At 34.1% G+C, this 13,629-nt stretch carries 15 protein-coding genes and 2 pseudogenes; 7 read left to right on the forward strand and 10 right to left on the reverse strand.

Annotation, left to right across the window (positions count from 1 at the left end):
* Positions 1–16: 16 nt before the first annotated feature.
* The 3 genes from MKO96_RS02360 (at position 17) to MKO96_RS02370 (ending at position 3,054) form a co-directional block, all read left to right on the forward strand.
* Complete coding sequence (locus tag MKO96_RS02360) at positions 17–712, forward strand: response regulator transcription factor (protein ID WP_063224878.1); 696 nt, start codon at positions 17–19, stop codon at positions 710–712.
* On the forward strand, positions 702–1,859 hold the full coding sequence (locus MKO96_RS02365; protein ID WP_087980484.1) for a sensor histidine kinase: 1,158 nt from the start codon (positions 702–704) through the stop codon (positions 1,857–1,859). Before MKO96_RS02360 ends, MKO96_RS02365 begins: the two co-directional genes overlap by 11 nt.
* Before the next feature lie 178 nt (positions 1,860–2,037).
* Positions 2,038–3,054: a D-alanyl-D-alanine carboxypeptidase family protein gene (locus tag MKO96_RS02370; RefSeq protein WP_087980483.1), complete on the forward strand. Its 1,017-nt coding sequence runs from the start codon at positions 2,038–2,040 to the stop codon at positions 3,052–3,054.
* A 58-nt stretch (positions 3,055–3,112) separates the two neighbouring features.
* Here the strand turns inward: MKO96_RS02370 and MKO96_RS02375 are convergent, their stop codons facing one another.
* From MKO96_RS02375 to MKO96_RS02395, 5 genes are all read right to left on the reverse strand, one after another.
* A complete protein-coding gene (locus tag MKO96_RS02375; protein WP_087980482.1) occupies positions 3,113–3,571 on the reverse strand; it encodes a DinB family protein in 459 nt (152 codons plus the stop codon).
* Positions 3,572–3,573: 2 nt separating this feature from the next.
* Positions 3,574–4,314 (reverse strand): alpha/beta fold hydrolase, encoded by a 741-nt coding sequence (locus MKO96_RS02380; protein WP_087980481.1) that lies wholly within the window; start codon positions 4,312–4,314, stop codon positions 3,574–3,576.
* The gene (locus MKO96_RS02385) at positions 4,307–4,867 is read right to left on the reverse strand and encodes a nucleoside/nucleotide kinase family protein (RefSeq protein ID WP_240586542.1); all 561 of its coding nucleotides are present in this window, start codon (positions 4,865–4,867) and stop codon (positions 4,307–4,309) included. Before MKO96_RS02385 ends, MKO96_RS02380 begins: the two co-directional genes overlap by 8 nt.
* A 51-nt stretch (positions 4,868–4,918) precedes the next feature.
* The gene (locus tag MKO96_RS02390) at positions 4,919–5,458 is read right to left on the reverse strand and encodes a GNAT family N-acetyltransferase (protein ID WP_140386758.1); all 540 of its coding nucleotides are present in this window, start codon (positions 5,456–5,458) and stop codon (positions 4,919–4,921) included.
* 105 nt (positions 5,459–5,563) lie between these two features.
* On the reverse strand, positions 5,564–5,920 hold the full coding sequence (locus MKO96_RS02395; RefSeq protein WP_046955923.1) for a hypothetical protein: 357 nt from the start codon (positions 5,918–5,920) through the stop codon (positions 5,564–5,566).
* Between the two features lie 605 nt (positions 5,921–6,525).
* Here MKO96_RS02395 and MKO96_RS02400 point away from each other — a divergent pair.
* The 3 genes and pseudogenes from MKO96_RS02400 to MKO96_RS02410 form a co-directional block, all read left to right on the forward strand.
* Positions 6,526–6,831: a hypothetical protein gene (locus tag MKO96_RS02400; RefSeq protein WP_087980479.1), complete on the forward strand. Its 306-nt coding sequence runs from the start codon at positions 6,526–6,528 to the stop codon at positions 6,829–6,831.
* Positions 6,832–7,220: 389 nt separating this feature from the next.
* Positions 7,221–7,588 (forward strand): annotated as a pseudogene (locus tag MKO96_RS02405) (FtsB family cell division protein).
* Between the two features lie 197 nt (positions 7,589–7,785).
* Positions 7,786–7,842: pseudogene (locus MKO96_RS02410) on the forward strand (exosporium leader peptide-containing protein); the annotation flags it as partial.
* A gap of 8 nt (positions 7,843–7,850) precedes the next feature.
* Here the strand turns inward: MKO96_RS02410 and MKO96_RS02415 are convergent.
* Positions 7,851–8,135: a hypothetical protein gene (locus tag MKO96_RS02415; protein WP_240586543.1), complete on the reverse strand. Its 285-nt coding sequence runs from the start codon at positions 8,133–8,135 to the stop codon at positions 7,851–7,853.
* A 45-nt stretch (positions 8,136–8,180) separates the two neighbouring features.
* A complete protein-coding gene (locus MKO96_RS02420; RefSeq protein WP_240514096.1) occupies positions 8,181–8,396 on the reverse strand; it encodes a hypothetical protein in 216 nt (71 codons plus the stop codon).
* A gap of 316 nt (positions 8,397–8,712) precedes the next feature.
* Here MKO96_RS02420 and MKO96_RS02425 point away from each other — a divergent pair, with 316 nt between their 5' ends.
* Positions 8,713–8,880: a hypothetical protein gene (locus MKO96_RS02425; protein WP_176373337.1), complete on the forward strand. Its 168-nt coding sequence runs from the start codon at positions 8,713–8,715 to the stop codon at positions 8,878–8,880.
* A 424-nt stretch (positions 8,881–9,304) separates the two neighbouring features.
* On the opposite strand, the gene MKO96_RS02430 is transcribed toward MKO96_RS02425, so the two are convergent.
* Genes MKO96_RS02430 through MKO96_RS02440 form a run of 3 tightly spaced genes read right to left on the reverse strand, consistent with a single transcriptional unit; the run spans position 9,305 to position 13,627 of the window.
* On the reverse strand, positions 9,305–11,245 hold the full coding sequence (locus MKO96_RS02430) for an AMP-binding protein (RefSeq protein WP_240586544.1): 1,941 nt from the start codon (positions 11,243–11,245) through the stop codon (positions 9,305–9,307).
* 49 nt (positions 11,246–11,294) lie between these two features.
* Positions 11,295–12,836 carry an acyl-CoA carboxylase subunit beta gene (locus tag MKO96_RS02435; RefSeq protein WP_240586545.1) on the reverse strand — a complete coding sequence of 514 codons (1,542 nt, stop codon included), beginning with the start codon at positions 12,834–12,836 and terminating at the stop codon, positions 11,295–11,297.
* Between the two features lie 2 nt (positions 12,837–12,838).
* A complete protein-coding gene (locus MKO96_RS02440; RefSeq protein ID WP_240586546.1) occupies positions 12,839–13,627 on the reverse strand; it encodes an enoyl-CoA hydratase in 789 nt (262 codons plus the stop codon).
* Between the last annotated feature and the right edge of the window lie 2 nt (positions 13,628–13,629).

Consider the following 13,629-nt stretch of genomic DNA (forward strand, 5'->3'; position numbering starts at 1 on the left):
GGAAAGGAACTACATAATGAATAAAAACATATTAATTATTGATGATGATAAAGAAATTGTTGAATTACTTGCTGTTTATTTGCGAAATGAAGGCTATAACATTTATAAAGCATACGATGGCGACGAGGCATTGCAAATGATTTCTACATATGAAGTTGACCTTTTGATTTTGGATATTATGATGCCAAAACGAAATGGATTAGAAGTTTGCCAGGAAGTTCGTGAGAATAACACTGTACCTATTCTTATGCTGAGTGCAAAAGCAGAAGATATGGATAAAATATTAGGTCTTATGACAGGCGCAGATGATTATATGATTAAACCATTCAATCCATTAGAATTAGTAGCTAGAGTGAAAGCTTTGCTACGAAGATCATCTTTCCAAAATACTACTTCTCAAAAGAATGAAGATGGTATTCTTCATATTCGTTCTGCTGAAATACACAAACATAATCATACTGTTAAAGTAAATGGAGAATATATTAAACTTACATCTATTGAATTTGATATTTTATATTTACTTGCGAGTAATACTGGAAGAGTATTTAGCTCCGAAGAAATTTTTGAACGTGTTTGGAATGAAGATGGTTATGGTTCAAATAAAACTGTAATGGTTCACATTAGTAATTTACGGGATAAACTTGAAACAGTAATGAATGGAGAGAAGTTTATTCATACTGTTTGGGGAGTAGGCTATAAAATTGAGAAATGAAGCATTTGATATATTAAAAGATATCCCTAAATGGAAGTTAATTTTTTGGTTCTCGTTAGCTATCATACTTACCCCTATAACTGAATTAATTATATATCGTCTTGTTACAAGTGTAATTGAAAGTTCACTTACGTTAAGCGAACTCGGAAAAGAATTCATTAGAATTTTTGGTTATGAAAAATATAAAGGAATAAAGGAATCTCTATGGATGATGATTGTCTCTTATTTATTTTTATTTTCTATTTTCTCATCCTACCTATACATTTTTTATCGTCATGAAAGAAAGATTTATTATGAAACTTGTATAAAAAAAATGATAGAAGAGATTCGTTATATTGCAAATGGAAACTTCAATCATAAAGTTTCTATCGTAAATCATAATTATCTAGAAGAGTTAGCGACCGGGGTTAATCAAATTGTTGAACAATTGAAAGTCTCAATTGATGAAGAGAGACAGGCAGAACAAGCAAAAAGTGAACTTATTACAAATGTATCACATGATTTACGTACTCCTCTTACCTCTATAGTTGGATACGTGAATTTAATCCACCATGATAATTATAGAGATGAAGTGGAATTACGCTATTATATACAAGTCATTTACGATAAAGTAACCCGTCTTAATGCATTAATGAATGACTTGTTTGAATATACACGTGTTCAAAATAAAGAATTAAGTTTATATTCTGTCCCCATTGATATTGTAGAGCTACTTGGACAATTAACTGTTCAATTCCGCATACAAGTTCAAGAAGCAAATATAGAATGTCGACCTTCTTTCCCATCTCAAAAACTCATGGTATTAGCTGATGGAGACAAATTAGTGCGAGTGTTTGAAAATCTTATTATAAATGCTATCGCTTATGGAAACGATGGTGGATATATCGACCTTGCTGCCTATGAAAGCAATAATATGATTAATATAGATATAACAAATTACGGCCAACCTATTCCTAGTACGGATTTACCTCATATTTTTGAACGTTTTTATCGCGTTGAAAAATCTCGCTCTACGAACACTGGTGGATCTGGACTCGGATTGGCAATTGCAAAAAGTATTGTCGAATTGCATAAAGGAACAATTGAAGTATATAGTGATGATAAAAAAACAACTTTCACTGTAAAACTACAACCATATAAATGTTAATACCACTTAATGTCAGGTCCAATTTCTTACCCTATAAGAAATTGGACCTTTTTTCCATTAAAACCCAAAATTTAATAATATTTTATAATTCTTTAGAAATTCTTTACCTTTTCTTTCTTCCTAATTAAGCATTCCTTTTTACAATATTATTATTGATGTCATAGTAGGAGGATCGCTTATGCAATTCTTGAAAAAGTTCGCAATTTTATTATTATCTTTTGTTATCACAGCACTTATCGTTTTATATTTTTACCTTTATGTAAACGGTCCAATTATTCAAGCTAAATCAGCTATTTTAATAGATGCTAATTCAGGTGAAGTTATTTATAAAAAAAATGAAGAAATTCCTATACAATCAGCTACTTTATCTAAATTAATGACAGAGTATATCGCAATGGAACAACTGAATGAAGGGAAAATACAGTTAGATGAGTTAGTAAAAATAAGTAACGAAGTTTTCCGAGCAGAAACGAGTCCTATACAAGTAACTTCGAAAGATAAAACGACGGTTCGAGATTTACTTCATGCATTGTTTTTGACAGGGAATAATCGTTCCGCACTTGCCCTTGCAGAACACATTGCTGGAAACGAAGATAACTTTACACTTTTAATGAATGAAAAAGCAAAACAATTAAAGCTATCACAATCATCCCCGTTTCTAAATGCTACTGGAATGAATAACGATACGAATAAACAATCAACTACAACAACAATAGACGTAGCTAAACTAGCAACACAATTAGTAACAGACTTTCCAGATGTATTGAATATTACGAAGCTAACCTCTTACCAATTTACCTTCAAAGATTCCAAAGTTTTCAACACTAATAAAATGATTTATTCCCTTAATAAAAACATTAAACTCCAAGGTGTTGACGGCTTGCAAACTAGTTTTTCAACTAATGGTAATTATAGTTTTGTCAGTACAGCAAAGCGAGGAGATACTAGACTTATTTCAGTAATATTAGAGGCCGATGATGAAAACAGTACTTTTATTGAAACAAAAAAGTTACTACAGTATGGTTTTGATCCTTCCTCGTACTCTGCAATCCAAGCCTTTAAAGATGCTGTTACATCTTGGACAGTTTTGCTTCAATTTAAAAATTTGATCATACAAACATTGTTGATTTTCTTCATCATTACAATTTTAATGTTTTTACATATACGTCAGAAAAAATCCGAGGATTTCAACTAGGAAATCTTCTTTTATATAAAAACCGGCTTGCATTTACAGTGCACGCCGGTTTCTAAATCTATAGTCCTCTTCCAATTAAATTCGCTGAAACAGGCTGAAGATTTAATTCTCTCGCCCATATAGATAGCTGACCGATATGGTGAATTTCATGCACAATTACATGTCTTAAAACTTCACCGTATGTATATGTTTTATCTGTCCACGAAGCTTTTAATATCTTACATTCTAGGCTAGATGACCACAACTGCAAAAAAATTTCTAATTCTCGTTTATATAAATTAGATAACGCTTTCACTTTCTGGATTGACTGATACTCTTTAAACTGCGGTGCATTATCTTCTTTTCCTTGAAGCGCACTAATCCAGCTATATTCAACATCTACAATATGAAACAATGTTTCTAAAATACTCCCAACACCACCAACACGTTTGCGGAGTAATTCTTCCTCTGAAAGTTGCTCACACCACTTAAACCAATCATCTCTTACCTGCCAATTGTATCGAAATAAAGTGTACATATTTATCTCTCCCCTACTCCAATTATCCACCTAACAGCCTCTATTACATAATGTGGCTCATCTTTTTGAATATAGTGACCGCTTTGTTCTGCAATTACAAATTTATTATTGCTTGATAATCGTAACAATTCTTCTTGCAACTGTAACCACTTCAGTTGTGCAGCTTGCGAATAAAAAGCTTTTTTACTAGCAGCTAACACGACAAGTGGAATATTTCTAGTTGACTGACAATGTTTACCTGCTTCGCCTAGACTAAACATAAACTCTTCATAAGAACTTTCATATACAAATTGTTTATAGTAAGCTTCTTGAAATTCTGGGGACATGATTGGTAGAAAATCTTCTTTATAATTTTCCGGTGTCGAATCAACCAAAACTATTCCCAACATATCTTTGGGATAAGCAGTCGCAAATAAACGTGCATTTATACCGCCAAAAGAATGTCCTACAAAAATATAAGGTGGTTTCAATCGTAGTTGCGCTAAGCAACTTCTTAAATCTTTTACCATTTCAGAACTAATACGTCGCTTGGAACTCTTCCCACTTTTTCCTAAGCCCGCTCGATCATATGTAAGTACCGTCCCATATTCCGTCAACTCTTCAGCGATATGATCCCATGTCTTTGAATAATCGCCATAACCTGCCTCCATTATAATAACTGGCTGCAGCTTCTTTCCTTGGAACTTTTTCGTATACATTTTAAAATCGTCAACTTGTACATATTCTTCTATACATTTAACCATTGACAATCAATTCTCTTCGACCAAGTTCCTCTACAGCATGATTAATTATTTCACTTACAGATAAAGAGCCATCCAATATAATATCCGAATTCGGCTTAACAGTATGGATTGCCTCTAAATAAGCTTTTCTCGCAAATGTCATGTAATGTTTCAAATCATTATGTATTTCATCTATTGTATCTTCCTTAAAATCTCGTAAAATTCTTCTAGCCATCGCTATATCTAAAGGCGTATCGATAAATATAGTTACATCAATAACTTCTCGCATTTCACTATTTAAGTATGCAAAAGGATAATCTACAATAATATAATCAAAACTACTATCTTGTATAGAACGCTGAATATCATTAATTAGCGGTGTAAGTACCCATTCATCATAATTTGCTCCATCATCAATCCATTTACAAATATCAGCAGGGCCGTTATCAAAGTTATAGCTATCAAAATACAATGCTTTTGAATTTGTTAACTTTTGACTTAATCTTTCTGTAACAGTAGTTTTACCCCCTCCTGAAACAGCTGCAACTGTAATGATTTTCATTTTTTTATTCATAATTTCCCACCATACCCCTTTTAATTAACATAACATAATTATAGAAAACTATTATTTTTTATCGCTCCATTCATATTCTAACATACTCATTTCCCATAAATTCCAGTATGTATCTCCTACTTTTTTTGACTCTCTTAATAAACCTTCTTTTACAAATCCTATTTTTTCATAACATGCAATGGCCGATGTATTAAAATCATAAACACCTAGAGTTACTCTATGTAGTTTTAATTCTTCAAATGCAATTTGTAGTACTGCTTTCATCATATGTTTCCCTATAGAACGCCCTCGCATTTTCGTATCACCAACTAGCACTTTTCCAATCCTTGCAGATTTATTTATATTGTCAATTTGTCCAAGTGAGATATGACCAATTACTTCTTTAGTCTCTTCATCTATTACTTTGAATGCTAGAGTATTTGAGCTTTCTATATATTTTTCTAATTGCTGTTCATTTAAAGGATATGTAAATGCATTTCCCGACCATTGTATTAGAAATTCTTCGAAATTAATCCAATTTATTAATTGTTTAAAATCAGATTTTTTAAAGGTTTCTAGTTTAATCACTTCCATGCTCCTTTCGTACATCATACTTTATAACCTCAAACTTATTTCTATATAAAGAATATATTCTCCTGTTATATGAAATTAAAATAAAGCCATTCATTTGAATGGCTTTACAAAAAAGAAGCATAATTATGCTTTGTTTGCTACATCAATACCATTAAAATCAAAGTCAGCAGTAATCGTTGTAACCGGTGGGAAAATTGCTTCAATTTTGCAAATGGAAATAATTACTCCAACCGATCCAGGAATAGCTGCCAGCTTAACTACATCACAACTTACAGACGCAACAGTACCTACATAAGTACGTCCCTCTGTGTTAATTTGAACTGTTCGATTAATTAATTTCTTAAGTTCATCTCTAATTCCTTGTACACAAGAATTATCACATTTCTCATGCTGTTCTTTTTTACACTCTTCGAATACTTCCCAACAATCATCCTGTTTACATGTACACTTCTTTTTACAATTATTAAATCGAGAACCCAATACCTCACCCCCTAATCCTTTCTATTAGTAAAGTATGTCCACTAACTTAAAAGGGTACGAGGCAAACACATAGAAAGAAAAAAACAAACGATTGTACTAAACTTTTCTTTCATTATTAACTATAAAAACATACCTCGCCTAATTAAAAGCTTGTTTGATGAGAGGCCTTGGATTTAGTCCTACCTCATTTAATATTTAGACACCACTTTCTAAAACAAATCTTTTTTCTTTTAAATAAGTCGCCCCTTAAAGATGCACCAGATTTCCCATCGCTTCACATATACATAGACTTTTTTTGCGCTAATATAGTATGTTTTTCCTTCGCTATTGTGAAATATACATTCAGAAAAGCGTACTCCAAAATAAGATATTATTTATAATCAAAACGTTTTCTTCAACAAGTGTTTATTGAACAATATCATAAATAATAGTTCTCTCTACTATCTCTTGAAAATTAGCATAGTTTGTATGAACTCTATATCAAGTAGAAAGCACTCTATTATATAAAGGTAAAATAGTAGGTTAATAAACAAGCCATTTTTTTATTAAAACATAGAATAATATGAATCCTATTGAAAGGAGGTAGAAAAGGATGTCCTGGAAAAATGATTGCTGGAGTTCTCAGAAAAATCATTGTTGTGATGACTGGTGGAAATCTAAAGAAAAATCTCATTGTAATGATGATTGGAGTTCTAAGGAAAAGCATTGTAATGATGATTGGTGGAAATCTAAAGAAAAGCGTCATTGTGATGATGATTGGAGTTCTAAACGAAATAAGTGTCGTTGTAAATGTTTCTTTATTTGTTGCCATTGTAAAAGGAAAAATTGGTAATGTTTTCAATGTCAACTTAAAGGAAACAATATGTCTTTTGGAACCGATAAATACTAGAATGTATTACACAAAAAGCTGACTGAATATAGTCAGCTTTTTGTCAATGAACACGTAAAGATTTCAACAGGTATATATTTACTGATTGGGTGAAGTATTAAGAAAAAACAAGCTGACTCTTATAAGTCGATTTTTAATTACTTCACATACGTATAAAGCTTTATATGCTCTCATTAATTCAGCGAATTTACCAGTATTTTCACCAAAAAATTCATGGAATCTTTAATTAGTCGCGTACTTTCATTGTCTTCAGGGGCCCCACAGACAATCAGGGTTTCTTTTATTTAAATAAAGGTTTTATTTAAACTTTACAAAACTCACCTATATTAAAATATCTTCTAAAATCTCTATTGAACATTTATAATACTTTTAAACGTTTTAAATTCTACAATCAGTAATGGAGGCATTTTAATGGGAATCATCCCAAAAGTATCATCACACCAATCAAATTCTAATATACTCTCACAGCAAGTGAACCTTAATACCCAACAAGGTAATATAAAAAAACAAGACGCCGTATTATAACTACATTGGCTTTTATATTACCTATAATTTTTGTCCTTCAATATTCTTTGAATAACCAACAAGAAATGATTAAAGAAAAACAAATCATGCTTAATACGGAGCAACAAAAGTTATCTTCTGTAAAGAAGGATAGTCATTCCCTTAAGGATGACGTTAAGGCTTTAACAAGTAGTGAAGAAGAAATTTTAAAATTCGCAAGGAAACTGTATGGATTTTCTAAACCGAATGAAACTATATTTCAAATAACTGAATAAAATTACACTGCATTACCCAAAAGGCGATTTGAAGATAATCGCCTTTTTATATTTAATTTCTAAAGGAATCATACTAATCTCTCTTTCTATCATATAACTATTTTATTTAATTTGTTAAAATACAACCACTTGTCCATTTCACTTTGCTCTATCATTACATTTACTATTAGTAATACGATTTATAGAGGTGATAAATAATGGACGAGTTTTTATCTTTTGCTGCACTTAATCCGGGTTCTATTGGACCTACACTTCCACCTGTTCAACCCTTCCAATTCCCTACCGGTCCCACCGGTTCTACAGGAGCTACTGGATCAACTGGACCTACTGGGCCAACCGGACCTACTGGATCAACCGGACCTGCTGGGTCAACCGGATCTACTGGATCAACCGGACCTGCTGGGTCAACCGGACCTACTGGACCTACTGGGCCAACCGGATCTACTGGACCTACTGGACCTACTGGGCCAACCGGATCTACTGGACCTACTGGATTTAATCTTCCTGCTGGGCCTGCATCTATTACCTTGACTTCTAACGAAACCACAGCATGTGTATCCACTCAAGGAAATAATACGTTATTTTTTTCGGGTCAAGTATTAGTAAACGGTAGTCCTACTCCAGGGGTAGTGGTCAGTTTTTCATTTAGTAACCCCTCTCTTGCTTTCATGGTTCCTCTTGCTGTCATTACCAATGCTTCAGGTAACTTTACCGCTGTATTTCTAGCCGCTAATGGGCCTGGAACAGTAACCGTTACTGCTTCACTTCTTGATTCTCCTGGAACAATGGCTAGCGTCATTATTACCATTGTGAATTGTCCGTAATGATTTTATTTTTAAGAGCTAAACAATTTCTGATAAGATGAGCACTGATTTGCAGTGCTCTTTTTTATCATTAGGATGTTACTTTCAAATGAGTTTTCGTAACACCCTACTAAAATAACGTTTTTATTAAGAACTAATAATCTTTATATTTCTTAAACTTGTCATCACAAGTAATTTTTATAATTAGTTATATTCTCAATATATTTTATGTATATAATTCCATTCAAAGATACATAATACCCACGTAACTACTTAAAAACACTTCGTTTTATATCTAAGTTAAAAAAGGAGCTACATAACATGGATAAAAAAGATCTATTAAGTCAACAACTTGAACATGTGTCATCAGATGCGTTGAATACTCCTAGTAAGGCCCAAGAGCAAATGCAAGAAGCATCTCAGCAGGCACATACTTTAAACAAAAAGGACAGTACTCAATCTTTACATGTTGAAGATTTACCACATTAAAACGTATATAGAACAACGAACAAATAGTACATGTTAAGGGGAAAGATCTTAAGAACGAGTGAACTTAATTTCTTCCCTTTTTCTATTAAAAATCACTTTAATAGGAAATCTGTACACATTTTTGACATATCCACTATTACAATCCCCTGAAAATTTACGATGATATCATCTCTCTTAGTGAATACCTGTCCCCCGGGGATTTCTCTTTTTATTCATTACTTTTCGCTTCACTAAATTTCATCCTTAACAAAATTTAATTACTCCAATGAATAAACATGACACAATATCGTATTTTGATAAAAACTATAAAACAGACATACTTAACACTAATAGTAAAATTTTGTTACTTCAATTTTACTTCTTTCCTCGTTTCTTTTATAAACATTAAAAATGAGCTCTATTTACATAGAGCTCATTCCTCATTTTATAATTTACTAGACTGTAACCCCTGAATAAACGGAACTACTTCAGGATTTACAAGCGATGATAAATCCCCTAATTCTTTTCCTAAGTAAGCAGCTTTAATGACGCGTCGCATTACTTTAGAATTACGTGTTTTTGGTAAATCTTCTACAACGTGAATATCCTTTGGACACAATGCTTTTCCGATATGAGAGTTTACTAAACTCATTAATTCTTTCTTTAACTCTCCTGTGAATGTTACATTGTCCCTTAATACTACAAAACAATGACAAACTTCACCTTTTACATCATCAGGTACACCAATCGCGGCAGCTTCTATGACATCATTATGCTTCACAAGAATAGATTCATATTCTGCAGGTCCAATTCGTTTTCCAGCAATGTTTAACGTATCGTCTGAGCGTCCTGTAATAATATATTGCTCACCATCATAAATCACCCAGTCACCATGAACCCATTTATTTTCAAAACGTGACCAATACGTGTTCACATAACGCTCATCGTCTTCCCAGAAACTTTTCGTCATACCAACCCAAGGTTTCTCTAAACATAATTCTCCAACTTCATCACGAATTGGATTGCCTTGATCATCGAGTACAATCGCTGCCATTCCTGGTAAAGATGCGTTAAAACTAATCGGTGCAATCGGTTTAATAAGGACGTTTCCGAAAATCCCACCAGAAATTTCAGTTCCGCCTGAATAGTTACAAATTGGTACATTATTTTTCCCAACTGTTTCAAATAGCCACATCCAAGGATCTGGATTCCACGGTTCACCTGTTGATGCGAATACTTCTAAACTCTTGAGCGAATGTTTATTTACATACTCATCACCCTTTGCCATTAACGCACGAATTAATGTTGGTGATATACCGAGATGTGTAATTTCATATTTATCAACGGTCTCCCATAAACGATCTGCTTCTGGGAAATCCGGAACACCTTCGTACATAACCATCGTTGCTCCATTAATGAGAGAGCCGAATAATAAAAACGGTCCCATCATCCAGCCCATATCAGTTACCCATAATACGCGGTCACCTTGTTTGATGTTCATTCCAAATCCTGCATCAAATGCAGATTTCAGAGGGAAACCAGCATGTGTATGTACTGTTCCTTTCGGTTTCCCAGTTGTACCTGATGTATAAATGAGCATTAACGGATCATCACTATTCATCTCTTCAGCATGTGTAAATGGTTTTTCTTTTTCTAACGCACTCCATGGGAAATCATAATTATGTGGTGTAAAATCATTTCCTGCATGACGAACAATAACAACTTTTTCAACAGTTGGACAATTTTCGCAAGCTTTATCTACTTCGTCTTTTAATGAAACAACTTTACCTCGGCGTGAAAAACCATCTGCAGTAATGATCATTTTTGATCCTGCCGCTTGTACACGAGTCATGACTGCATCAGACGCAAATCCTGAGAATATTGGTGAAATAATTGCTCCGATTTTCATAACAGCTAACATTGCAACAACTGTTTCTGGAATCATCGGCATATAAATTGTTACACGGTCACCTTTTTCAATACCCGCATGTTTCAAACCGTTTGCAACGCGACTTACCCAGTTGTCAAGCTCTTCATATGTAAATGATTTTGAAGTTCCATTTTCTCCCTCGTACTGTAGTGCTGGTTGCGTTCTTGTTTCATCATCTGCAAGCCAGCGTGATAAAACTGATTCTACAACGTTACATGTTCCGCCATTATACCACTGTGCAAACGGCGTACCATTTTCTAAATCTAGCACTTCTGTATAAGGCTTCATCCATTGATAGCCAACCGCTTTCTCAGCTTCTCCCCAAAACCAATCTGTTTCTTCAATAGATTTATTATAAAACGTTTCATAATCTTCATATCCCAATGATTTCATCCAACCATATAAACGCGTTTTTTCTTTATATTCTTCTGTTGGAAACCAAACTGCTTGTTTCAATGTTTTCCCCTCCTTGACTTTTTGAGCAAGAAAGCCCTAAATAGGGCTTTTAAACTGGATAAACAGGATGTTTACGATCTGTAAATACTTGATATTTACTCATATACATTTCGAAGCGTCCTTTTAACTCTTCTCTTAAATTGTTTGGATGAACAATACCATCAATGACCATCTCTGATGCCAAATGGTAAATGTCAATATCTTTCTTATACTCTTCGCGTTTTTCAGCAATGAAGCTATCACGTTCTTCTTCTGGTAAAGCTGCAATCTTATTTGCATATACAGCATTGACTGCCGCTTCTGGACCCATTACTGCAATAGAAGCTGTCGGTAATGCTAGGCAGCAATCTGGTTCAAAGGCTGGACCTGCCATTGCATATAAACCAGCACCGTATGCTTTACGAACAACGATAGAAATTTTCGGTACAGTTGCTTCACTCATTGCAGAAATCATCTTTGCACCATGACGAATAATACCAGCACGCTCTACTTTTGTACCAATCATAAATCCAGGTACATCTGCAAGGAATAACAATGGAATATGATATGCATCACATAAATTAATAAACTTCGCTGCTTTATCAGCTGAATCGTGGAATAATACGCCGCCTTTCATACGCGGTTGATTTGCAATAATACCAACTGGCTTACCATCAATACGTGCTAAGCCTGTAATTAGTTCTTGAGCAAATAATTTTTTCACTTCATAGAAAGAACCTTTATCAATAACTCTATTAATGAGATCTTTCATATTGAAAGGAGCATTTTGATTTTCTGGAATGATTTGTTCTAACGTTTTTTCGAATTGTTTCGGTTCTTGAGGTGTAACCAATGGAGTCTTCTCTAAGTAGTTGTTTGGAAAATATGAAATGTATTGTCTTGCTTGTGTAATCGCATCTTCTTCTGTTTTACATAAAACATCTCCGCATCCTGATACAGAGCAATGCATACGAGCTCCGCCCATCTCCTCTAAAGTTACCTTCTCGCCGATAACCATCTCCGCCATACGAGGAGAACCTAAGTACATAGATGCATTTCCTTCTACCATCATAACAATGTCACAAAAGGCTGGAATATATGCGCCACCAGCTGCCGAAGGTCCAAATAATAAGCATACTTGAGGAACTTTACCTGATAATTTCACTTGATTATAGAAGATTCTTCCTGCACCGCGGCGCCCTGGGAACATTTCTACTTGATCTGTAATACGCGCTCCAGCAGAGTCAACTAAATAAAATAACGGAACACGTAATTTTTCTGCCGTTTCTTGAATACGTAAAATCTTTTCAACTGTACGTGCGCCCCATGATCCAGCCTTTACCGTTGAATCATTTGCCATTACACATGCAGTACGACCATGTATTTTACCTGTTGCCGTTATAACACCATCAGCAGGTAATCCTGTTTGTTCACAATTTGCAAATAATGCATCTTCTACATATTCACCATTATCAAATAAAAGAGCTAAGCGATCTCGAACGAATAGTTTTCCTTTTGCTTTGTTTTGTTCATGATACTTTGGTGCGCCGCCTTGTTTAATCGTTTCAACTCGTTCTTCAAATGTATTCGATTGTTGTTTTTGGTCTAACATATTTACTCCCCCTTATACATTGGTGTGCGTTTTTCCTTGAATGCTTGTAATCCTTCTAATCTATCTTCCGTATGGATTACACCTTCATACGCTTGTTTTTCCATTTGTAATCCGGTATGTAAATCAACTTGAATACCGTTTGAAATTGCTTCTTTTGCTAATCGAACAGCAATAGGGCCATTACTAGCAATTTTCTCTGCTATTTCAATCGCTTTCTCTTCAAGTAAATGAGCTGGTACAACAAATTCTACTAAACCATATTCTTTTGCTTCTTGCGCTGAAATACGTCTGCCTGTATAAATTAATTCTTTCGCTCTACCAACACCAATTAATCTTGGTAAACGCTGCGTACCACCTGCTCCTGGTATAATTGCAAGTGTAGTTTCAGTAAGACCAAGACTTGCAGATTCAGCCGCAATTCTAAAATCACAAGCTAAACTTAATTCCGTACCGCCACCAAGGGCGATTCCATTTATAGCAGCAATAACTGGCTGTGGTAATTGTTCAACCATCTCCATAGTAGTACGAATCATACTAACAGCATGGCGAACTTGTTCCTCATTCATACCAGCACGTTCTTTTAAATCAGCACCAGCACAAAACGCTTTTTCACCAGCACCTGTTAAAATAACTACACGAGTATTGGACTCTTCACTTATTTGAGTTAATATATTTTGTAACTCTTCTAATAACGCTAAAGATAATGAGTTTGCTTGTCTTTCACGATATAACGAAATCTTTACAACGTGAGGTGTTACATAATTAACTAAAATATTTTGTAATTGTAGCATCT

It is taken from the genome of Bacillus sp. ES1-5 (genome assembly GCF_022487605.1).
GTDB lineage: Bacteria > Bacillota > Bacilli > Bacillales > Bacillaceae_G > Bacillus_A > Bacillus_A wiedmannii.

What these genes read in the sequence shown, in the direction of transcription:
- MKO96_RS02360 (WP_063224878.1), top strand. Translation starts at nt 17, where the DNA reads ATGAATAAAAACATATTAATTATTGATGATGATAAAGAAATTGTTGAA.
- MKO96_RS02370 (WP_087980483.1), top strand. Translation starts at nt 2,038, where the DNA reads ATGCAATTCTTGAAAAAGTTCGCAATTTTATTATTATCTTTTGTTATC.
- MKO96_RS02375 (WP_087980482.1), bottom strand. Translation starts at nt 3,571, where the DNA reads ATGTACACTTTATTTCGATACAATTGGCAGGTAAGAGATGATTGGTTT.
- MKO96_RS02380 (WP_087980481.1), bottom strand. Translation starts at nt 4,314, where the DNA reads ATGGTTAAATGTATAGAAGAATATGTACAAGTTGACGATTTTAAAATG.
- MKO96_RS02385 (WP_240586542.1), bottom strand. Translation starts at nt 4,867, where the DNA reads ATGAATAAAAAAATGAAAATCATTACAGTTGCAGCTGTTTCAGGAGGG.
- MKO96_RS02390 (WP_140386758.1), bottom strand. Translation starts at nt 5,458, where the DNA reads ATGATGTACGAAAGGAGCATGGAAGTGATTAAACTAGAAACCTTTAAA.
- MKO96_RS02400 (WP_087980479.1), top strand. Translation starts at nt 6,526, where the DNA reads ATGATTGCTGGAGTTCTCAGAAAAATCATTGTTGTGATGACTGGTGGA.
- MKO96_RS02420 (WP_240514096.1), bottom strand. Translation starts at nt 8,396, where the DNA reads ATGGTAATAATGACGCTAGCCATTGTTCCAGGAGAATCAAGAAGTGAA.
- MKO96_RS02425 (WP_176373337.1), top strand. Translation starts at nt 8,713, where the DNA reads ATGGATAAAAAAGATCTATTAAGTCAACAACTTGAACATGTGTCATCA.
- MKO96_RS02435 (WP_240586545.1), bottom strand. Translation starts at nt 12,836, where the DNA reads ATGTTAGACCAAAAACAACAATCGAATACATTTGAAGAACGAGTTGAA.
- MKO96_RS02440 (WP_240586546.1), bottom strand. Translation starts at nt 13,627, where the DNA reads ATGCTACAATTACAAAATATTTTAGTTAATTATGTAACACCTCACGTT.